The organism is Enterobacter sp. 6722112, assembly GCF_058661685.1.
Genome location: NZ_JBZWGR010000007.1, coordinates 558,890 through 579,208, shown reverse-complemented (window position 1 = coordinate 579,208; position 20,319 = coordinate 558,890). Strand labels below are relative to the sequence as shown.

General features: G+C 56.3%; 17 protein-coding genes. 1 reads left to right on the top strand and 16 read right to left on the bottom strand.

The features are described 5' to 3' along the window. Positions 1-3: 3 nt before the first annotated feature. Positions 4-198 (top strand): DNA gyrase inhibitor YacG, encoded by a 195-nt coding sequence (yacG, locus tag AC4OVU_RS04325; protein WP_003856332.1) that lies wholly within the window; start codon positions 4-6, stop codon positions 196-198. A gap of 34 nt (positions 199-232) precedes the next feature. Here yacG and mutT read toward each other — a convergent pair whose 3' ends face one another. The 16 genes from mutT to AC4OVU_RS04245 all read right to left on the bottom strand — a co-directional run bounded on the left by mutT (position 233) and on the right by AC4OVU_RS04245 (position 20,305). Further along, complete coding sequence (gene mutT, locus AC4OVU_RS04320) at positions 233-625, bottom strand: 8-oxo-dGTP diphosphatase MutT (protein WP_047062368.1); 393 nt, start codon at positions 623-625, stop codon at positions 233-235. A gap of 57 nt (positions 626-682) precedes the next feature. Continuing rightward, positions 683-3,388, bottom strand: a complete 2,706-nt coding sequence (gene secA, locus AC4OVU_RS04315) for a preprotein translocase subunit SecA (RefSeq protein WP_015572673.1) — start codon at positions 3,386-3,388, stop codon at positions 683-685. 58 nt (positions 3,389-3,446) lie between these two features. Next, positions 3,447-3,950 carry a secA translation cis-regulator SecM gene (gene secM, locus AC4OVU_RS04310; RefSeq protein ID WP_032103219.1) on the bottom strand — a complete coding sequence of 168 codons (504 nt, stop codon included), beginning with the start codon at positions 3,948-3,950 and terminating at the stop codon, positions 3,447-3,449. A 280-nt stretch (positions 3,951-4,230) separates the two neighbouring features. Continuing rightward, positions 4,231-5,148, bottom strand: coding sequence for a UDP-3-O-acyl-N-acetylglucosamine deacetylase (lpxC, locus tag AC4OVU_RS04305; RefSeq protein ID WP_003856337.1), 918 nt, complete (start codon positions 5,146-5,148; stop codon positions 4,231-4,233). Positions 5,149-5,249: 101 nt separating this feature from the next. Next, a complete protein-coding gene (ftsZ, locus tag AC4OVU_RS04300) occupies positions 5,250-6,401 on the bottom strand; it encodes a cell division protein FtsZ (protein ID WP_003856338.1) in 1,152 nt (383 codons plus the stop codon). Positions 6,402-6,464: 63 nt separating this feature from the next. Then, positions 6,465-7,721, bottom strand: a complete 1,257-nt coding sequence (gene ftsA / locus AC4OVU_RS04295; RefSeq protein ID WP_003856340.1) for a cell division protein FtsA — start codon at positions 7,719-7,721, stop codon at positions 6,465-6,467. After that, a complete protein-coding gene (ftsQ, locus tag AC4OVU_RS04290; RefSeq protein ID WP_003856342.1) occupies positions 7,718-8,560 on the bottom strand; it encodes a cell division protein FtsQ in 843 nt (280 codons plus the stop codon). The genes ftsA and ftsQ overlap by 4 nt, the downstream gene beginning before the upstream one ends. Position 8,561: 1 nt before the next feature. After that, on the bottom strand, positions 8,562-9,482 hold the full coding sequence (locus AC4OVU_RS04285; RefSeq protein WP_110292512.1) for a D-alanine--D-alanine ligase: 921 nt from the start codon (positions 9,480-9,482) through the stop codon (positions 8,562-8,564). Beyond that, positions 9,475-10,950, bottom strand: a complete 1,476-nt coding sequence (gene murC / locus AC4OVU_RS04280; RefSeq protein WP_003856345.1) for a UDP-N-acetylmuramate--L-alanine ligase — start codon at positions 10,948-10,950, stop codon at positions 9,475-9,477. The genes AC4OVU_RS04285 and murC overlap by 8 nt, the downstream gene beginning before the upstream one ends. Before the next feature lie 59 nt (positions 10,951-11,009). Then, positions 11,010-12,074 (bottom strand): undecaprenyldiphospho-muramoylpentapeptide beta-N-acetylglucosaminyltransferase, encoded by a 1,065-nt coding sequence (murG, locus tag AC4OVU_RS04275; protein WP_110292513.1) that lies wholly within the window; start codon positions 12,072-12,074, stop codon positions 11,010-11,012. Next, positions 12,071-13,315 carry a cell division protein FtsW gene (gene ftsW / locus AC4OVU_RS04270; protein ID WP_006810115.1) on the bottom strand — a complete coding sequence of 415 codons (1,245 nt, stop codon included), beginning with the start codon at positions 13,313-13,315 and terminating at the stop codon, positions 12,071-12,073. Before ftsW ends, murG begins: the two co-directional genes overlap by 4 nt. Then, positions 13,315-14,631, bottom strand: coding sequence for a UDP-N-acetylmuramoyl-L-alanine--D-glutamate ligase (murD, locus tag AC4OVU_RS04265; RefSeq protein WP_110292514.1), 1,317 nt, complete (start codon positions 14,629-14,631; stop codon positions 13,315-13,317). Before murD ends, ftsW begins: the two co-directional genes overlap by 1 nt. Positions 14,632-14,633: 2 nt before the next feature. Continuing rightward, a complete protein-coding gene (gene mraY, locus AC4OVU_RS04260; protein ID WP_003856353.1) occupies positions 14,634-15,716 on the bottom strand; it encodes a phospho-N-acetylmuramoyl-pentapeptide-transferase in 1,083 nt (360 codons plus the stop codon). Further along, entirely contained in the window at positions 15,710-17,068 is a 1,359-nt protein-coding gene (gene murF / locus AC4OVU_RS04255) for a UDP-N-acetylmuramoyl-tripeptide--D-alanyl-D-alanine ligase (RefSeq protein ID WP_017383785.1), read from the bottom strand. The genes mraY and murF overlap by 7 nt, the downstream gene beginning before the upstream one ends. Further along, positions 17,065-18,552 carry a UDP-N-acetylmuramoyl-L-alanyl-D-glutamate--2,6-diaminopimelate ligase gene (gene murE, locus AC4OVU_RS04250; RefSeq protein WP_017383786.1) on the bottom strand — a complete coding sequence of 496 codons (1,488 nt, stop codon included), beginning with the start codon at positions 18,550-18,552 and terminating at the stop codon, positions 17,065-17,067. Before murE ends, murF begins: the two co-directional genes overlap by 4 nt. Continuing rightward, positions 18,539-20,305: a peptidoglycan glycosyltransferase FtsI gene (locus AC4OVU_RS04245; RefSeq protein ID WP_110292515.1), complete on the bottom strand. Its 1,767-nt coding sequence runs from the start codon at positions 20,303-20,305 to the stop codon at positions 18,539-18,541. The genes murE and AC4OVU_RS04245 overlap by 14 nt, the downstream gene beginning before the upstream one ends. Positions 20,306-20,319: the final 14 nt, after the last annotated feature.

Genomic DNA, 20,319 nt, shown 5'->3' with positions numbered 1-20,319 from the left:
CCAATGTCTGACGTAACCACCGTAAACTGCCCAACCTGTGGGAAAACTGTCGTCTGGGGAGAAGTGAGTCCATTTCGCCCATTCTGCTGCAAGCGCTGTCAGCTTATAGACCTGGGCGAATGGGCGGCGGAAGAGAAACGCATTCCGAGCGAAGGCGATCTCTCGGATAGCGATGACTGGAGCGAGAACCAGCAGTAACGTTCAAAGCCTGCTGGCGCGTCGCTTAGCAGGCCTACGGTTGTGCGGCCAGCCGGAGGATCACAGGCTCATTGGCAGGCGGGAATTTTTCCGCATCGCTGGCCTTAAGCTCAATCCAGTTACCCGGCTGCCCCTCTTTTCCCCACGGCTCACCTTCCCAGTTTTCAACCAGCCAGAACCACAGCGTGATGTGACGATCCGGAAACTGGTACTCCAGCTTATCGAATAGCGTTGCGCCAAGCGGGGTGATCCCCACCTCTTCCTGAAGCTCACGCACCAGCGCCTGCTCCGGCGTTTCACCTGATTCGATTTTTCCGCCGGGGAATTCCCATTTGTTGGCCATGTGCGCATCGGCGGCACGTTGGGTAATGAAGATCTGATTTTGCGGGTTGCGAATGATCCCGACAGCAATTTGCAGTGTTTTCATCATGTCACTTCCATAAAAAAGGCGCAGATATCTGCGCCTTTTCAGTTTGTTATGTTCTTAGCTCAGACGGCCGTGGCACGCCTTGTATTTTTTGCCGGAACCGCATGGGCACGGATCGTTACGACCGACTTTACGATCGCCCGTCTGCGCTGCGATTGCCGCTGCGGCTTCGCTCTCATCGGTCTGATGGCTCAGCTGCTGCATCTGTGCCAGACGCTCAGCTTCTTCACGACGCTGCTGCTCCATCGCTTCCACTTCTTCCGGCATACGCACCTGAACTTTGCTCAGGGTGCTGATGACTTCATACTTCAGCGACTCCAGCATGGCAGCAAACATGGAGAAGGATTCACGCTTGTACTCCTGTTTCGGATCTTTCTGCGCATAACCACGCAGGTGGATACCCTGACGCAGGTAGTCCATTGCCGCCAGATGCTCTTTCCACAGGGAGTCCAGGGTCTGCAACATTACGCCTTTCTCGAAGTGACGCATCATCTCTGCGCCAACCACTTCTTCCTTACGCTTGTAGACGTCCAGCGCGGTTTCGTAGATACGCTCGCGCAGGGTCTCTTCGTGCAGCTCAGGCTCTTTGTCCAGCCACTCTTTGATTGGCAGTTCGAGATCGAAGTCGTTTTTCAGACGTTCCTGCAAACCTTCGATATCCCACATCTCTTCCAGAGACTGCGGCGGAATGTGCGCGTCGATAGTGGCTTTGAACACATCTTCGCGAATGCTGTTGATGGTTTCGCTCACGTCGGACACGTCCAGCAGTTCGTTACGCTGGGTGTAGATCGCACGACGCTGGTCGTTGGCAACGTCATCATATTCCAGCAGCTGCTTACGAATATCGAAGTTGCGGCTTTCTACTTTACGCTGGGCGTTGGCAATCGCTTTGGTAACCCACGGGTGCTCGATCGCTTCGCCAGGTTTCATGCCCAGTTTACGCATCATGCCGGACACACGGTCAGAGGCGAAAATACGCATCAGCGCATCTTCCATAGACAGATAGAAGCGGGAAGAACCGGCATCACCCTGACGACCTGCACGACCGCGCAGCTGGTTATCGATACGACGAGATTCATGACGCTCGGTACCAATGATGTGCAGACCACCGGATGCCAGCACCGCGTCGTGACGCACCTGCCAGTCGGCTTTGATCTGCGCGATTTGCTCTGGGGTTGGGTTTTCCAGCTCCGCCACTTCGGCCTGCCAGCTACCGCCGAGCATAATATCGGTACCACGACCCGCCATGTTGGTGGCGATGGTTACGGCAGCCGGGTAACCGGCCTGCGCAACGATATCTGCTTCTTTAGCGTGGAACTTGGCGTTCAGAACGTTGTGTTTGATGCCTGCTTTGGTCAGCTCGTTAGATACCACTTCGGATTTCTCGATGGAGATGGTCCCCACCAGTACCGGCTGGCCCTTCGCGGTACGTTCGCGAATATCTTCGATGATCGCCTGAATTTTTTCCGCTTCAGTCATGTATACCAGGTCCGGCATATCCTTACGGATCATCGGACGGTTGGTAGGTACTACCACGGTATCCAGCTTATAGATGGAGCTGAACTCAAACGCTTCGGTATCTGCGGTACCGGTCATCCCCGCCAGCTTCTCGTACAGACGGAAGTAGTTCTGGAAGGTGATGGATGCCAGCGTCTGGTTTTCGTTTTGAATATCCACGCCTTCTTTCGCTTCCACGGCCTGGTGCAGGCCATCGGACCAGCGACGTCCCTGCATGGTACGGCCGGTGTGTTCATCGACGATGATGACTTCGCCGTCTTTAACGATGTAGTCAACGTCGCGGGTGAACAGGGCGTGCGCGCGCAGTGCGGCCGTTACGTGGTGCATCAGCATGATGTTGCTCGGGGAGTACAGAGACTCGCCCTCTTCCATAATGCCTTCAGCCACCAGCAACTCTTCGATTTTCACCAGGCCGCGTTCGGTCAGGTTGACCTGACGCGCTTTTTCATCCACGGAGAAGTGACCTTCACCCTGGAAGGTATCGGAGTCTTCTTTCTCCTGACGCAGCAGGTGAGGAATGATTTTGTCGACTTTACGGTACATCTCGGAGCTGTCTTCGGCCGGGCCGGAGATGATCAGCGGGGTACGCGCTTCATCGATCAGAATGGAGTCAACCTCATCCACCAGCGCATAGTGCAGTTTACGCTGGACGCGCTCTTCCGGGCTGAACGCCATGTTGTCACGCAGGTAGTCGAAGCCGTATTCGTTGTTGGTGCCGTAGGTGATATCCGCGTTATAGGCTTCACGCTTGGCAGGTGCCGGCAGGCCGGACATGTTAATGCCCACGGTCATGCCGAGGAATTCGAACAGTGGACGGTTGTTTTCTGCGTCGCGCTGCGCCAGATAGTCGTTGACGGTAACAACGTGAACGCCCTTACCCGTCAGCGCATTCAGGTAAGCCGGCAGCGTTGCCGTCAGGGTTTTACCTTCACCGGTACGCATTTCCGCGATGCAGCGCTCGTTGAGCACCATCCCGCCCAGCAGCTGCACGTCGAAGTGACGCATGCCGAACACGCGTTTACTGGCCTCACGTACAACGGCGAAGGCTTCCGGGATCAGGCTTTCTAAGGTTTCACCTTTCTCCAGACGCGCACGGAACTCCGCGGTTTTCGCTTTCAGCTCATCATCAGTGAGCTTCTCCATCGCCGGTTCCATACCGTTGATGACGTTCACAGCTTTGCGCATGCGGCGCAGGGTACGATCGTTACGACTACCAAAAACTTTGGTTAACAATTTGATTAGCATAATAAATTCTCAAACGCCCCAGTCGGGCAGATAAATTAAGGTATTGAAAAAGGTTAATTTAGCTGAGGCGTTGAGGCCCGGCACGGATGCCGTGAACCTGGCTAATCCATGTCGAAACAGAGAAGGATGCAGGGGAAACAAAATCCGTTTGCGCCGTCTGATTTACGGTCACTGGCGGCTGGTTGTCCTGCGTCAGAAGCGCATTAAGCGTATCGAGCAGGGCAAGATGCTGAGCCTGAACCGGCAGCGTTTCTTCCGCAACAGGCATCGTCTGCGGCGCCATCGCGAATGACAGATGGCGGATAACCGTGCGAATCGCGTGCTGCTGCCAGTAATCAACGGAGAAATTGGGACGACGGCTGGCTTCAAGCCATGCGAGATTAGTGAAGTTAACCCGTGTGGTGAGATCGTGTTTGGTCGTCGTGGAACGTGCTGGCGTGGCCGCGTCTGCGCTGTTGCTGAGCACAGGCAAGCCGAAACTCGCCGCGACCATCCCCAATAAGAGATGCGGCCAGAAGTAACGTCTGCCAAATTGTCGCCAGCGCGTCAGTATTCCGCTCACTTGCTCCACCACGTTCGCCCGCCAGTGCAGGCTGAGTTCAGTTATTCTTTTTTAGCGCCCAGATATTACCACTAAAGCCAATACACGGCAGCAGGAATGACACCTTGCAGCAGGTAAAAACGGTCAATAATGCAGCGAACACACCGTTATTCGGCACCCGACACAGGCCAGGGGTGAGGGGGACAAATTAAAGAAGGGCAGAAATAAAAACGACTGGCTTCCCTGGTCGGAGAGAGTACCAGGTGAACCAGTCGCTTTTCTTACGAAACGGCTTTAACCGTTACGCCAGGACCATAGTCGGGGCTTTGAACGCCAGCGGCAGTTCAGCTTCGTCTTCGAAGGTCACATATTCCCAGGCTTCCTGTTTTGCCAGGACGGCCTGCAACAGTTTGTTGTTCAGTGCATGACCGGATTTAAACGCGGTAAATGCACCAATGATGTTGTGACCACACATGAAGAGGTCGCCGATCGCGTCCAGCATTTTGTGACGAACAAATTCATCTTCAAAACGCAGGCCGTCTTCGTTCAGTACGCGATAATCGTCAACAACGATGGCACAATCGAAGCTGCCGCCCAGGCACAGGCCGCGGGATTGCAGATATTCGATATCACGCATAAAGCCGAAGGTACGTGCTCGGCTGATCTGACGCATGAACGCATCCGCAGAGAAGTTCATCGCATAGCGCTGAGTGCTGGAGTCAATCGCCGGATGGTTAAAATCGATGGTGAAGTCCAACGAGAAACCATTGTACGGTTTGAATTCAGCCCATTTGTCGCCATCTTCGACGCGAACGGTCTCTTTAATGCGAACAAATTTCTTCGCGCAGTTCAGTTCTTCGATGCCGGCATCCAGCAACAAATAAACGAACGGAGCAGCACTCCCGTCCATGATCGGGATTTCTGGCGCATCGACTTCAACCATAATGTTGTCGATACCCAGACCCGCCAGGGCGGCGTTCAGGTGCTCTACGGTAGAAATCCGCACGTCATGCTCGTTCACCAGACAAGTACAGAGCATAGTATCACGCACAGATTTGGCATCGGCCGGAAAATCTACCGGTGGATTCAAGTCGGTGCGACGATAGATGACCCCGGTATTGGCCGGCGCAGGGCGTAACGTCAGTGTGACTTTCTTGCCGGTATGTAAACCGACACCCGTCGCCTGAACGATACGTTTAAGTGTCCTTTGTTTGATCATCGTATAATCTCGCCAAATTAACTATCCAACCGAGAGTGTATATCACTAACGGTGGGCCAGTTTAGCACAAAGAGCGCAAATCCCCAAATTCCAGCCAATTCTTAGTCAGCTTGCTTACGCAGGAACGCCGGGATATCCAGATAATCTGGCTCTTTTGCCGTTTGTGGAGTTGGGTCGTTCACCACTTTCGCAGCGGGTTTTTGCTCCTGAGTCAGAGGCGCCATACCGTGCTGCTGGTAACGATCCATAACCGGCTGCTGAGTCTGTTTGTTGGTCACCAGGGTGATCTCAGGACGCTTGTCCATACCGATACCGGTGGCCACAACGGTCACACGCAGTTCGTCGTTCATTTCCGGATCAAGGGACGTACCGATAACAACGGTCGCGTTGTCAGAGGCGAACGCACGGATGGTGTTACCCACGGTTTCGAACTCATCCAGACGCAGGTCAAAGCCAGCGGTAATGTTGACCAGCACGCCGCGCGCACCAGACAGGTCGATATCTTCCAGCAGTGGAGAAGAAATCGCCATTTCAGCGGCTTCTTCCGCACGGTCTTCGCCGCTCGCCACGCCAGAGCCCATCATCGCGTAGCCCATCTCGGACATCACGGTGCGAACGTCTGCAAAGTCAACGTTCATCAGACCTGGACGGGTAATCAGTTCAGCAATACCCTGAACCGCGCCTTTCAGCACGTCGTTTGCCGCGCCAAAGGCGTCCAGCAGAGAGATACCGCGACCCAGCACTTTCAGCAGCTTGTCGTTCGGGATGGTAATCAGAGAGTCCACGTGCTTGGACAGCTCGGTGATACCCTGCTCCGCGAAAGCCATACGCTTCTTACCTTCAAAGTTGAAAGGCTTGGTCACGACAGCAACGGTCAGAATACCTAAATCTTTAGCGACTTCCGCCACAACGGGTGCTGCACCGGTACCTGTACCGCCGCCCATACCCGCTGCGATGAAGACCATGTCTGCACCGTCCAGTGCAGCGCGCAGCGCTTCACGATCTTCTTCTGCCGCGTTGCGGCCCACTTCCGGGTTAGCCCCTGCTCCCAAACCTTTGGTGATGCCACCACCGATCTGAATCGTCTGGCCAACAGCCGTTTTACGCAGCGCCTGCGCATCGGTGTTCACCGCGAAGAATTCAACACCTTCGATGCGCTCGCGCACCATGTGCTCTACGGCATTACCGCCGCCGCCACCGACGCCGATGACTTTAATCACCGCGTCGTTGGTTAATTCCATAGGTTCAAACATAATCTCTCTCTCCGTTGTGCCTGTCGCCCGAGACCGCTAATTCTCTCCGGTCTCTTAAAAAAATTAAAACTCTTTTCGCAACCAGGTGTTAAGTCGTTTGACCCAAGACCCCACCGAGACGCGTTTTTCCACTTCTGCTTCACCACTCAAATGGGATTCTTTCCCGTAGTGCAGCAGGCCCACGGCCGTTGAGTAATACGGCTCCTGAGCGTAATCCGTTAAACCGGTAATATTCAGCGGCGCACCAATACGCACCTGCGTATGGAAAACGCGCTGAGCGCAGGCCGCAAGACCTTCAATTTGCGCTGCCCCGCCGGTTAATACAATCCCCGCCGCGAGATGATGTTTCACACCCTGCTGGCGAAGCTGTTCCTGTAACTGCAAAATCTCTTCGTTGACCAGGTTGAGCAGCTCGGTATAACGCGGCTCAATCACCTCTGCCAGCGTCTGGCGTTGCAGGCTGCGCGGCGGTCGCCCGCCTACGCTCGGCACTTCAACGCTCTCGTCTTTGCCGACGATAGAGCCCAGCGCGCAACCATGGCGCACTTTAATCGCCTCTGCATCGCTCGGTGGCGTACCAAAGGCGTAAGCGATATCGCTGGTCACCACATTCCCGGCGTACGGGATCACTTTGGTGTGGCGTAACGCACCGCCGGTATAGACGGCCATGTCCATTGTACCACCACCAATATCGACCACACAGACGCCCAGTTCACGTTCGTCTTCGGTCAGCACGGAATAGCTCGCGGCAAGACCGGCGAAAATGAGTTGGTCAACTTTCAGGCCACAACGTTCAACGGCTTTTACAATGTTCTTCGCCATATCGTTGTGACATGTGATCAGGTGCACTTTTGCCTGCATACGCACGCCCGACAGACCGACCGGATTCTTGATGCCTTCCTGGTAGTCGATCGCGTATTCCTGCGGGATCACATGCAGCACACGGTGCTCGTCGCGAACACGCACGGATTTCGCCGTGTGGACAACGTTCTCAACGTCTTCCTGCGTCACCTCTTCTTCAGAAATCGGCACCATACCGATTTCATTCTGGCAGCTGATGTGCTTACCAGACAGGGCCAGATAGACAGAGGAAATCTGGCAATCTGCCATCAATTCAGCCTGGTCGATGGCGCGCTGAACGCATTTCACCACCGACTCAAGGTCGTTTACCCCACCTTTATCCATACCACGGGAGGGGCAGCTGCCCACGCCAATGATATTGACCATACCGTCGGGCAGAACTTCCCCTACCAAAGCGGCAACCTTCGCGGTGCCAATCTCCAGTCCTACTACCAATTTTCTGTCCGTCGACTTGATCATTGTTGTTCTGCCTGTACCTGTGCCTGATTTTGTTGCTGATTAGGTTCCTCGACCGGAGCCGGCTCCCAACCGACTGCTGCGCCTGAGTCATAGCGCAAATCAACGTAGCTTATCCGTTTGCCATCCGTCTGCGCCTGCTGCTGTAAAACCGGGTAAAGTTCTACAAAACGCGCCAGACGTTTCATTGTGTCGCCGCGGCCAAGATTGAGCTTAATGCCATTCGTTAGGGTCAACTGCCAGGAACGGCGCGCCGTCATCGCAGCATCTTTTAACGTAAAGCGATCCTTAGCCAGCACCTGCCCCATCTCACGAAAACCCTGCAATACTTCGTTTTCGCTGCCTTCCGGGCCATACAACATCGGTAAATTCTGCTTGTTGACACGATCGCTCGGGACGCTGAACGAATTTCCGTCTACGTCAACCATATGCTGATCATTCCAACGCGCAATCGGCACATATTCAACCAGATGAATCTTCAATTCATCTGGCCATTGTTTTCTGACACTCGCCTGTTTTATCCACGGCAGACGTTCAATCTGACTCTGGATAATGTTGACGTCCTGCGTCATAAAGGTGCCAGGCGACCCAAGCGCCAGAATCGACTGGCGAATGTCATCGTTACGCGTGTAGTGTCGCTCCCCGGTCACCACCAGCTTCGACAGCGGCAACCGCTGCGCGTCTTCCATCCAGCCCAGCACCATCCAGCCGCTGATAAACACGGTGCACAGCACCCCGAGCAGGAAGATGATCCCTGCAAGACGCGTTCCATTACTCCGGCGCGAAGAGGAATATTCTTCTTCGTCATCGCGGTTGCGCGTGTTCAATGCAGCCTGAGACATATCAGCCCGCCTGGTCCAGAATACGTACGACTAACTGCGAGAAGCTCATTCCCGCCTGACGCGCCGCCATCGGCACAAGGCTATGGCTGGTCATACCCGGAGACGTGTTTGCTTCCAGCAGATAAAATTGCCCGTCACCGTCAAGCATCACGTCAATGCGTCCCCAGCCACGACATCCCAGCACATTCCAGGCTTTAAGCACCAGAGACTGTAATTCGGCCTCACGCTCTGCTTCAAGACCCGCTGGGCAGAAATATTGCGTCTCATCAGAGAGATACTTCGCCTCATAATCATAGAAGACTCCGGCGGGTTGGATGCGAATTGACGGTAAAATTTCTTCGCCAAGCATCGCGACGGTAAATTCCGGCCCGCTAAGCCATTTTTCAATCAGAACTTCTTCATCATGTTGAAATGCAAGTGCTAAAGCGTCAGCCAAATCTACAGCTTTATCGACTTTGGACATTCCCACGCTCGACCCTTCACGGCTCGGCTTCACAATAACCGGTAAGCCCAGTGCCGCAATGCGTGTATTAACGCTGTCCGACAGACCCATTTCATATTCACGACGCGTCAGTGCAACCCATGGCGCAACGGGCATACCCGCCCCCTGCCACAGCAGTTTGCTGCGCAGTTTATCCATGGAGATGGCGGATGCCATCACGCCGCTGCCGGTGTACGGCATGCCGATCAGCTCCAGCAGCCCCTGCAACGTGCCGTCTTCACCGCCGCGACCGTGCAACGCGATAAAGGCTTTATCGAAGCCCATCGCTTTCAGCTGCGTGACGTCCACCTCTTTCGGATCAACCGGATGCGCGTCCACGCCACCTTCACGCAGGCCCGCCAGCACGGCAGCGCCCGAATTCAGAGAAACCTCGCGTTCGGCGGAAGTGCCGCCAAACAGGACAGCAATCTTATCAGCCATGACGCTCGTCCTCCTGAGTTTGCGGCTTCAGTTTGATTTCAGCTAAGGTACGGGCGATTTTGCCGATATTTCCCGCGCCCTGAATCAGGATCAGATCGTTACCCGTCAGGACCGGGGCAAGCATTTCAGCCACCTGCGCCGGGTCGGGAACCAGAATAGGATCCACTTTACCGCGTCCACGGATGGTACGACATAAAGAACGACTGTCCGCACCCGGAATCGGAGTTTCACCCGCTGCATAAACATCCAGCATCAGCAGGGTATCGACCTGCGAAAGGACGTTGGCAAAATCGTCATACAGATCGCGAGTACGCGTGTAACGGTGCGGCTGGAAGATCATGACCAGATTCTTTTCCGGCCAACCCGCGCGTGCCGCTTTGATGGTTGCGTCCACTTCCGTCGGATGGTGACCGTAGTCGTCTACCAGCATCGCAGAACCTGGCTTACCGTTTACCGGCTCCAGCGGGAATTCACCGAGGAAGTCGAAGCGACGGCCCGTCCCCTGGAAGCTCTCCAGTGCGCGCAGGATCGCTTCATCGTCAATGCCTTCTTCTGTCGCAACAGCCACCGCCGCTGCCGCATTCAGGGCGTTGTGACGTCCCGGCGCGTTCAGGGTGACATGCAGCAGGTCTTTATCCTGACGCGCGAGGGTGAAATGCCCCTGCGCACCGATCTGCTTGTAATCTTCTACGCGTACATCCGCGTCTTCGCTGAAGCCGTAGGTCGTAATTTGACGCCCGACGCGCGGCAGCAGCTCGCGAATAACCGGATCGTCCACGCACATCACCGCACGGCCATAGAACGGCAGGTTGTGCAGGAAGTTAATAAAGGTCTGCTTTAAGTTCTCGAAGTCGCCCTGGTAAGTGTCCATATGGTCAGCTTCGATGTTGGTGACGATCGCCACCATCGGCTGTAGATGCAGGAACGACGCATCGCTCTCATCCGCTTCCGCAATCAGATAACGGCTGTGGCCCAGACGCGCATGCACGCCAGCGGCTTTCACCAGACCACCGTTAACGAACGTCGGGTCGAGACCCGCTTCCGCATAAATGCTGGAGACCATCGCTGTTGTGGTGGTTTTACCGTGCGTACCGGCCACCGCAATGCCGTGACGGAAACGCATCAGTTCCGCCAGCATTTCCGCGCGACGGATCACCGGGATGCGCGCCTCATGCGCCGCAACGATTTCCGGGTTATCCGCGGAGATAGCGCTGGACACCACAACCACGCTCGCATCGCTCACGTTTTCCGGGCGATGATTGAAATAGATAGTCGCCCCCAGCGACGCCAGCTGCTGCGTAACAGGGTTTGGCGCCAGGTCAGACCCGCTGATCTGATAGCCTTCGTTAGCTAACACTTCGGCAATACCGCCCATGCCAGCACCACCGATGCCGACAAAGTGAATGTGCCGGACGCGACGCATCTCGGGCACGATAGAACGCAGTTTTGCCAGTTGTTGTGTATTCATTCTCTAAACGCCATCGACTACTTCAAAAAAATCGTGCAGCGCAACACGCACTGCGAGAATTATGCCTGGGCTGCCAGGCTCACTTCTTTTGCCACCCGTTCCGTTGCATCCGGGATAGCGGTCGCGCGTGCGCGTTGCGCCATCTCCAGTAATACATCCCGGTTCCAGCCCGCCAGGGTAGTGGCGACCGCATCAGCGGTAAATTGTGGCTGCTCAAAAATCTTCGCTGCGCCCGCTTTCTCAAGCGGCAGCGCATTCCAGTACTGCTGTCGGTCTTTGTGCTGGAACGGCACAAACAGCGCCGGTAAACCGGCGGCGGCGATTTCGCTCACCGTCAGCGCGCCCGAGCGACAGACCACAACATCGGCCCAGGCATAGGCTGCGGCCATATCATCAATAAATTCAGTCACTTTATGCTGCGGCAGACCTTCCTGCACGTAGGCCTGCTCAACGGTCTGCTGAGCGCCCTTCCCGCTCTGGTGCCAGATGGTCACCGCATCACCCAGTTTTGCCGCAACCTGCGGCATCGTCTGGTTTAAAATACGTGCGCCCTGGGAACCGCCGACGACCAGCACGCGCACCGGCCCTTCGCGACCCGCCAGACGCGTATCTGGCAGCGGCAGCGCCAGCACGTCCACACGTACCGGATTCCCTACGACATCCGCTTTCGGGAATGCCCCGGGGAAGGCCTGCATAACTTTGGTGGCGATTTTTGCCAGCCATTTGTTGGTCAACCCGGCAATACCGTTCTGCTCATGCAGAACAACGGGGATGCCCAGTGACCACGCCGCCAGTCCGCCCGGACCGGAAACGTAACCGCCCATGCCCAGAACGACGTCAGGCTTAAAACGCTTCATAATGGCGCGCGCCTGACGCCAGGCATTGAAAATGCGCACCGGCGCCAGCAGCTGCGCCTTGATCCCTTTGCCACGAAGGCCAGAAATACGAATAAAGTCGATCTCGATACCGTGTTTAGGTACCAGATCGGCTTCCATGCGGTCTGCGGTTCCCAGCCAGCGTACCTGCCAGCCCTGTTCCATTAAATGGTGCGCAACCGCCAGTCCCGGGAACACGTGTCCACCGGTACCGCCTGCCATCACCATTAACCGCTTCGGTTGATTCATCGTGAACCTCGTGTAAACGCCTGAGCTTTCTCCAGACGCGTTTCATAATCTATGCGTAACAAAAACATGATGGCCGTCGACATGATCAACAGACTCGAACCACCATAACTGATCAACGGCAACGTCAGACCTTTGGTCGGCAGCATACCCGCTGCCGCCCCAACGTTTACCAGCGCCTGGAAGCTAAACCAGATACCAATTGAGCAGGCCAGGAAACCGGAGAAGCGGTGATCGATCTCCAGCGCTTTCCGGCCAATCGACATGGCGCGGAAAGCGACGAAGAATACCATTAATAGCGCCAATACCACACCGATATAACCCAGTTCTTCCCCAATAATGGAGAAGATGAAGTCGGTGTGCGCCTCCGGTAAATACTCCAGTTTTTGCACCGAGTTGCCCAGGCCTTGACCCCAGACTTCGCCGCGACCAAACGCCATCAGCGACTGCGTCAGCTGGTAACCGCTGCCGAACGGATCTTCCCATGGGTTCCAGAACGAGGTCACACGGCGGATACGGTAGGGTTCGGCGAGGATCAGCAGCACCACCGCCGAAATCCCCATCCCGATGATGGCAATGAACTGCCACAGTTTTGCGCCCGCCAGGAACAGCATCGCCAGCGTAGTGACAAACAGTACGACTACCGTACCGAGGTCGGGCTGCGCCAGCAGCAGGATCGCGAGGACCAGAATCACGCCCATCGGTTTTAAGAAGCCACGAAGGTTGTTACGAACTTCGTCAACTTTACGCACCAGGTAGTTAGCCAGGTAGCAGAACAACGACAGTTTGGTGAACTCCGCGGGCTGAATACGCAGTGGCCCAAAGGCAATCCAGCGTGATGCCCCGTTAACGGAGCTCCCGACAACCAGCACGATCAACAGCATGATGATTGAGGCGATGAGCATGGCTGTACTGTGCCGCTGCCAGAACGACATCGGCAGACGTAAGGTGATCATTGCCAGGCAGAACGCGAGAATGATGTACAGCCCGTCACGCTTGGCAAACAGGAACGGGTCGTTTGCCAGACGCTGTCCGACAGGCATTGACGCCGAGGTGACCATAATAAAGCCGATCGCCGCCAGCCCCAGCGTGAGCCAGAACAGCGTGCGGTCGTACATGATCAGGCTGTCGGAATCTTTATCCCGGGAAGCCATCACCCAGCCTTTCAGCGCCGTAAACAGCCATACCAGGATACCAAATCCTGGCAGGCGCGGCATTTTCAGGCGAGGGAGAGATAAACGCATCAGCCTAACTCCTTCGCCAGGCGGGTAAAGACATCACCCCGCTGTTCGAAACTCTTGAATTGATCGAGGCTGGCACAGGCTGGTGAGAGCAGTACCATATCGCCGGGCTTCACGCGTGGGGCGATGAGGCGCATCGCCTGCTCCATGGTCTCGGTTTGCTCGGCGACTTCAGGACGCAACGCTGCCAGCTCGCTGCCATCGCGGCCAAAGCAATACAGGCGCACGTTATCACCGTTGAGGTACTGCTTCAGCGAGGAGAAGTCAGCCGATTTACCGTCGCCGCCCAGCAGCAGGTATAGCGTGCCATCAACGTGCAAACCGTTCAGTGCCGCCTCGGTGCTACCCACGTTGGTCGCTTTGGAATCGTTAATCCAGCGTACGCCGTTGTGCTCCAGCGCCAGCTGGAACCGGTGCGCCAGGCCGGTAAAGGTGGTGAGCGCCTTCAGGCTTGAAGATCGCGGCAGGCCAACGGCATCCGCCAGCGCCAGCGCCGCCAGGGCATTGGTGTAGTTATGCTGGCCGGAGAGCATCATTTCTTTCACGTTCAGCACTTTCTCACCTTTCACGCGCAGCCAGGTTTCGCCCTGCTGACGGTTAAGGTGATAGTCACCCATATTAATACCGAAGCTAATGCAGCGATCGTCTGCGCCGCGCACCGGCATGGTGAGTGCATCATCGGCATTCACTACGCAAACTTTGGCATTTTCATAAACGCGCAGTTTGGCCGCACGGTACTGCTGCAAGCCGAACGGGTATCTGTCCATATGATCTTCGGTGACGTTTAGGATCGTCGCCGCCGCCGCATGCAGGCTTGAAGTGGTTTCCAGCTGGAAGCTGGAAAGCTCAAGGACGAACAGCTCACACCCTTTATCAAGCAGCATCAGAGCGGGCAGACCAATGTTACCGCCCACGCCGACATTTTTGCCCGCCGCCTTCGCCATTTCCCCCACCAGCGTGGTGACGGTGCTTTTACCGTTTGAACCGGTAATGGCGACGATCGGGGCCTGCGCCTCCCGGCAGAACAGTTCGATATCGCCGACAATCTCAACGCCTGCATCCGCGGCGGCGCTCAGGGAAGGATGCGCCAGCGCCATACCGGGACTGGCAACAATCAGATCGGCGGCCAGCAGCCACTCATCATTCAGACCACCCAGGTGGCGTTCTACCTGCTCCGGCAGCTTGTCCAGACCCGGCGGAGAGACGCGCGTATCCATCACGCGCGGCGTCACGCCACGTGCAAGGAAAAAGTCTACGCAGGAGAGGCCGGTGAGGCCTAACCCGATGATAACGACTTTTTTGCCCTGGTAATCTGCCATGATTAACGTACCTTCAGCGTTGCCAGGCCAATCAGCACCAGCATCAGCGAAATAATCCAGAAGCGCACAATGACGCGCGGCTCCGGCCAGCCTTTCAGTTCATAGTGGTGGTGAATCGGTGCCATACGGAAGATGCGCTGACCGCGCAGCTTGAAGGAACCGACCTGCAAAATCACCGACAGCGTCTCAACCACAAACACACCGCCCATGATCACCAGCAGGAACTCCTGACGCAGCAGCACGGCGATAATGCCCAGCGCGCCGCCCAGCGCCAGTGAACCGACGTCGCCCATAAAGACCTGCGCCGGATAGGTGTTAAACCACAGGAAGCCCAGCCCCGCCCCGACAATCGCCGTACAGACGATCACCAGCTCACCCGCATGTCGCAGGTACGGGATGTGCAGGTAGTTTGCAAAGTTCATGTTACCGGTCGCCCACGCCACCAGCGCGAAACCGCCCGCGACAAACACGGTTGGCATGATGGCCAGGCCGTCCAGACCATCGGTCAGGTTGACGGCGTTGCCGGTGCCGACGATCACAAAGTAAGCCAGCAGAATGTAGAACAGCCCCAGCTGCGGCATCACGTCTTTGAAGAACGGCACCACCAGCTCGGTGGCCGGGGTGTCTTTTCCTGCCAGATAAAGCGCGAAGGCCACGCCCAGCGCAATCACCGACATCCAGAAATACTTCCAGCGGGCGATCAAACCTTTGGTGTCTTTGCGCACGACTTTACGATAGTCGTCAACAAAACCGATGATCCCGTAGCCAACCAGCACGGTCAGCACGCACCAGACGTAGGGGTTAGACGGATAGGCCCACAGCAGAACGGACACCACAATCGCGGTCAGGATCATGATCCCGCCCATGGTCGGCGTACCGCGCTTGCTGAAGTGCGATTCCGGACCATCGTTGCGTACAACCTGGCCGAAAGAGAGTTTTTGCAGACGGGCAATCATGCGCGGGCCCATCCACAGCGAGATGAACAGCGCAGTCAGCAGGCTGACGATGGCGCGAAACGTCAGATAGGAAAAGACGTTAAAGCCTGAGTAATATTTGACCAAATGTTCGGCCAGCCAAACTAACATGTCCCGTTCTCCTGTAATGCGTGCACAACCTCTTCCATGGCGGCACTACGTGAACCTTTAACTAAAACAGTCACAATCTGTTTTTCTGTAATCAATGCCTTCAGGCGTTCGATCAGTGCAGATTTATCGGCAAAATGTTCGCCAACTTCACTGGCATCGGAAATGGCCTTGCTCAGCGTGCCTGCGCTCAATACGCGGTCAAGCCCGGCGGCTTTCGCCGCTTCACCCACCTGAACATGGCAGGCTTCGCTTTCATCACCCAGCTCGGCCATATCGCCCACAACCATCACGCGATAGCCCGGCATCTCAGACAAGACCTGCACGGCCGCCGTCATGGAGCCGACGTTAGCGTTGTAGGAGTCATCCAGCAGAAGTTTGTTTTCAGCCAGCTGGATCGGGAAAAGACGCCCCGGCACGGCTTTTAAATTTGCCAGACCTGCTTTGATCGCCGCGTGTGAGGCACCTACCGCCATTGAGAGCGCTGTCGCAGCAAGCGCATTGGCGATGTTATGACGACCGGGCAGGGGCAGCAGCACCTCGATGTCGCCCGTTGGGGTCGTGAGGGTGAACTCGGTGCCGTGTGACGTCACATGAATGTTGGTCGCCGAAAAATCACTGTTTGCCGCATTCGGTGAGAAGCGCCAGGTTTTGCGTGAACCAATGATGCTCTGCCAGTTCAGCCAGTCGTTGTTATCGGCGTTCATAATGGCGATGCCGTCATCCGGCAGTCCGGTATAAATTTCACCTTTCGCTTTCGCCACACCGGCCAGCGAACCAAAACCTTCAAGATGTGCCGCCGCCAGGTTATTCACCAGCGCCGCTTCCGGACGCGTCAGGCTCACGGTCCAGGCGATTTCGCCCTGATGGTTAGCCCCTAACTCAATCACCGCATATTCATGCTCGTGGGTCAGGCGCAGCAGCGTCATCGGTACACCGATGTCATTATTAAGGTTGCCCGCCGTATAAAGCGTGTTACCGCACTGGCTAAGGATCGCCGCCGTCATCTCTTTAACGGAGGTTTTACCCGACGAGCCCGTCAGCGCCACGACGCGTGTTGGCACCTGCTGGCGAACCCATGCCGCCAGCTCGCCAAACGCCAGGCGCGTATCTTTCACCACAATCTGCGGCAAATCGATATCGAGCTTACGGCTGACCAGCAGCGCGCCCGCGCCGTTATCTTTAGCCTGTTGCGCAAAATCGTGGGCGTCAAAACGCTCGCCCTTCAGCGCCACAAACAGGCAGCCCGCCGTCACCTTACGGGTGTCGGTGGTCACAGCCTCAATGGTTAGATCCTGACCATGCAGCATCCCCTGCAATACCGCAGCGGCCTGGCTTAACGTAATGCTAATCATGCCACCACTCCCAGCAGACGCGCTGCCGTCACGCGGTCGGAATAATCCAGACGACGATTGCCGACGATCTGATAATCTTCATGACCTTTACCGGCCAGCAGAACCACATCGTTCTCCTGCGCCTGCATAATGGCGTTAGTCACGGCCTCCGCACGGCCTTCGACCACGCGCGCACGACCCGCATCCAGCATGCCCGCCAGAATGTCATTGATAATGGCCCGCGGCTCTTCGGTACGCGGGTTGTCATCGGTTACCACGGGAATATCCGCGAACTGCTCAGCGATGGCGCCCATCAGCGGACGTTTGCCCTTGTCGCGATCGCCACCGCAGCCAAACACGCACCAGAGCTTGCCTGCGCAGTGCAGACGCGCCGCTTCCAGCGCTTTTTCCAGCGCATCCGGCGTGTGTGCGTAATCCACGACCACCGTCGGCTTGCCCGGCGCGCTGAACACTTCCATGCGGCCACAGACCGGTTGCAAACGCTCAGACGTTTTCAGCAGATCCGCCATCGGGTAGCCCAGCGCCAGCAGCGTCGCCAGCGCCAGCAGCAGGTTACTGACGTTAAAGGCCCCCATCAGGCGGCTTTCAATTTCACCTTCGCCCCAGGTGGAAGCGAAGCGGATCGTCGCCCCACTATCGTGGTAGTTCACCTCGACCGCCTTCAGCCAGCGGCCGCGGCAGTTCGGATTAATGCGATCTTCCATCGACACCGCCACCGCATCCGGCAGTTTTTCCAGCCAGCGGCGACCGACTTCGTCGTCGGCGTTAATGATCGCCTGCCCGTGGTGGTGAGTGGAATAAAGCAGCCATTTCGCCGCTTCGTAGTGCTCCATATCACCATGATAATCAAGGTGATCGCGGCTCAGGTTAGTAAAGACAGAGGCAGCAAATTTCAGGGCCGCCACGCGATGTTGTACCAGACCATGGGAAGAGACTTCCATCGCAGCGAAGGTCGCCCCCTGCTCAGCGAGGCCCGCCAGCACACGCTGCACGTCAACCGCCGAGCCTGTAGTGTTTTCCGTCGGGCTTACTTTGCCCAGAAGACCGTTCCCCACCGTGCCCATGACGGCACCGGTTTCGCCCAGCAGCTGTGCCCACTGCGCCATCAGCTGAGTGGTGGTGGTTTTTCCGTTGGTTCCTGTCACGCCAACCAGCTTTAACTGGTCGGAAGGTTCGTTGTAAAAACGTCCTGCCAGCGCGGAGAGACGCTCATTCAGCTGGCTGAGATAGATGACCGGCACGCCGTGCATTTCACGGATCTCACCGTCTGTTGCCTCATCTTTGGCCTCAGCAATAATGGCAGCAACACCTTGCGCAATCGCCTGCGGGATATAACGACGCCCGTCCGCCTGATGACCCACTACTGCCACAAAAAGATCGCCAGAAGCCGCTACGCGGCTGTCCAGTACCATCTCTCGCAGTGCTCGCGCAGGTAGCATAGGCACCCACGGAGCAAGAAGGTCGCGCAAATTACGATCTGCCACCTGTTCCCTCGCCTTGATTAATTACAAATTCACTTTTTTCGCCCGTCGCCAGCGCATCCGGTTCAATGTTCATGGTGCGCAACACGCCGCCCATAATAGCCCCGAACACAGGCGCGGAGACGGCGCCGCCGTAGTATTTACCCGCCTGCGGATCGTTGATGACGACCACCAGCGCAAAACGCGGATTGCTTGCAGGCGCTACGCCTGCGGTATAGGCAATGTATTTGTTGATATAGCGGCCGTCCGGCCCCACTTTTTTCGCTGTACCGGTTTTAATGGCGATACGATAGCCCTTAATTGCGGCCTTCACGCCGCCACCGCCAGGTAACGCGACGCTTTCCATCATATGCACGACGGTACGAACGATAGATTCCGGGAAAACACGTTCCCCCGGAACCGGTGGATCAACTTTGGTGATCGACAGCGGACGATAAATGCCATAGCTGCCAATCGTTGCGTAGACTCGCGCTAACTGTAAGGGAGTTACCATTAGCCCGTAGCCGAAAGAGAAGGTGGCCCTCTCTATGTCAGACCACCGTTGTTTTTGAGGATATAAGCCACTGCGTTCTCCGACCAACCCCAAATTGGTCGCCTTTCCCAGCCCAAAACGTGAGTAAGTATCTACTAACGCTGAGGACGGCATCGCTAACGCCAGTTTTGACACACCGACGTTACTCGACTTCTGTAAGACCCCGGTCAGGGTCAGTTCGCTGTAACGTGCCACGTCTTTGATTTCGTGACCGTTAATTCGATAAGGGAACGTATTCAGAACGGTATTTTCGTTGACGATGCCTCGCTGTAGAGCCGTCATCACCACCATAGGTTTTACGGTTGAGCCGGGTTCAAACACATCGGTGATGGAGCGGTTACGCATTGCATCTTTTGCTGTACCGGCAAAATTATTCGGGTTGTATGAGGGGCTACTGGCCATCGCCAGCACTTCACCTGTCGCCACATCCACCAGCACGGCGCTGCCCGATTCCGCCTTGTTAAACGCGACGGCGTTGTTCAGCTCACGATAGACCAGCGCCTGCAAGCGTTCATCAATACTCAGGGCCAGGTTGTGCGCGGCCTGGCTGTCTGTCGAGGAAATGTCTTCAATGACGCGACCATAGCGGTCTTTACGCACGATTCGCTCGCCAGGCTGGCCGGTAAGCCACTTGTCGAAGCTTTTTTCAACGCCCTCAATCCCCTGGCTATCCACGTTGGTAAAGCCAATCAGGTGCGCGGTGACTTCGCCCGAAGGATAGTAACGGCGGGATTCTTCCCGCAGATGAATGCCCGGCAGCTTCAGTTTCTTAATGTAGTCAGCCATGTCAGGGTTCACCTGACGGGCAAGATAGATAAAGCGCCCTTTTGGGTTGGCGTTAACGCGCGACGCCAGCTGATCCAGCGGCATTTTCAACGCGTCTGACAGCGCCTTCCAGCGGTTATCAAGGGTGATCCCGCCTGCATCGTGTAACTCTTTCGGATCGGCCCAGATCGCCTTCACCGGCACGCTCACCGCCAGCGGACGGCCGGAACGATCGGTGATCATCCCACGAGAGGTAGAAACTTCCTGCACGCGCAGAGAACGCATATCACCCTGACGTACCAGCATGTCAGGCGCGATGATTTGTAGCCACGCCACGCGTCCCAGCAGGAAACCCAGCGCCAGTAAAATGCAGCCGCAAAGCAACGCAAAACGCCAACTGACAAAGTTGGCCTGTTCTTCCTGGCGTTTTGGTTTTAGCGTTTTTGCCGCTGCTTTCATGCGTCGCGTTTTCC

Excerpts from the sequence above, each read along its gene's own strand:
- yacG (WP_003856332.1), top strand. The coding sequence starts at position 4 with ATGTCTGACGTAACCACCGTAAACTGCCCAACCTGTGGGAAAACTGTC.
- mutT (WP_047062368.1), bottom strand. The coding sequence starts at position 625 with ATGAAAACACTGCAAATTGCTGTCGGGATCATTCGCAACCCGCAAAAT.
- secA (WP_015572673.1), bottom strand. The coding sequence starts at position 3,388 with ATGCTAATCAAATTGTTAACCAAAGTTTTTGGTAGTCGTAACGATCGT.
- lpxC (WP_003856337.1), bottom strand. The coding sequence starts at position 5,148 with ATGATCAAACAAAGGACACTTAAACGTATCGTTCAGGCGACGGGTGTC.
- ftsZ (WP_003856338.1), bottom strand. The coding sequence starts at position 6,401 with ATGTTTGAACCTATGGAATTAACCAACGACGCGGTGATTAAAGTCATC.
- ftsA (WP_003856340.1), bottom strand. The coding sequence starts at position 7,721 with ATGATCAAGTCGACGGACAGAAAATTGGTAGTAGGACTGGAGATTGGC.
- ftsQ (WP_003856342.1), bottom strand. The coding sequence starts at position 8,560 with ATGTCTCAGGCTGCATTGAACACGCGCAACCGCGATGACGAAGAAGAA.
- AC4OVU_RS04285 (WP_110292512.1), bottom strand. The coding sequence starts at position 9,482 with ATGGCTGATAAGATTGCTGTCCTGTTTGGCGGCACTTCCGCCGAACGC.
- murC (WP_003856345.1), bottom strand. The coding sequence starts at position 10,950 with ATGAATACACAACAACTGGCAAAACTGCGTTCTATCGTGCCCGAGATG.
- murG (WP_110292513.1), bottom strand. The coding sequence starts at position 12,074 with ATGAATCAACCGAAGCGGTTAATGGTGATGGCAGGCGGTACCGGTGGA.
- ftsW (WP_006810115.1), bottom strand. The coding sequence starts at position 13,315 with ATGCGTTTATCTCTCCCTCGCCTGAAAATGCCGCGCCTGCCAGGATTT.
- murD (WP_110292514.1), bottom strand. The coding sequence starts at position 14,631 with ATGGCAGATTACCAGGGCAAAAAAGTCGTTATCATCGGGTTAGGCCTC.
- mraY (WP_003856353.1), bottom strand. The coding sequence starts at position 15,716 with ATGTTAGTTTGGCTGGCCGAACATTTGGTCAAATATTACTCAGGCTTT.
- murF (WP_017383785.1), bottom strand. The coding sequence starts at position 17,068 with ATGATTAGCATTACGTTAAGCCAGGCCGCTGCGGTATTGCAGGGGATG.
- AC4OVU_RS04245 (WP_110292515.1), bottom strand. The coding sequence starts at position 20,305 with ATGAAAGCAGCGGCAAAAACGCTAAAACCAAAACGCCAGGAAGAACAG.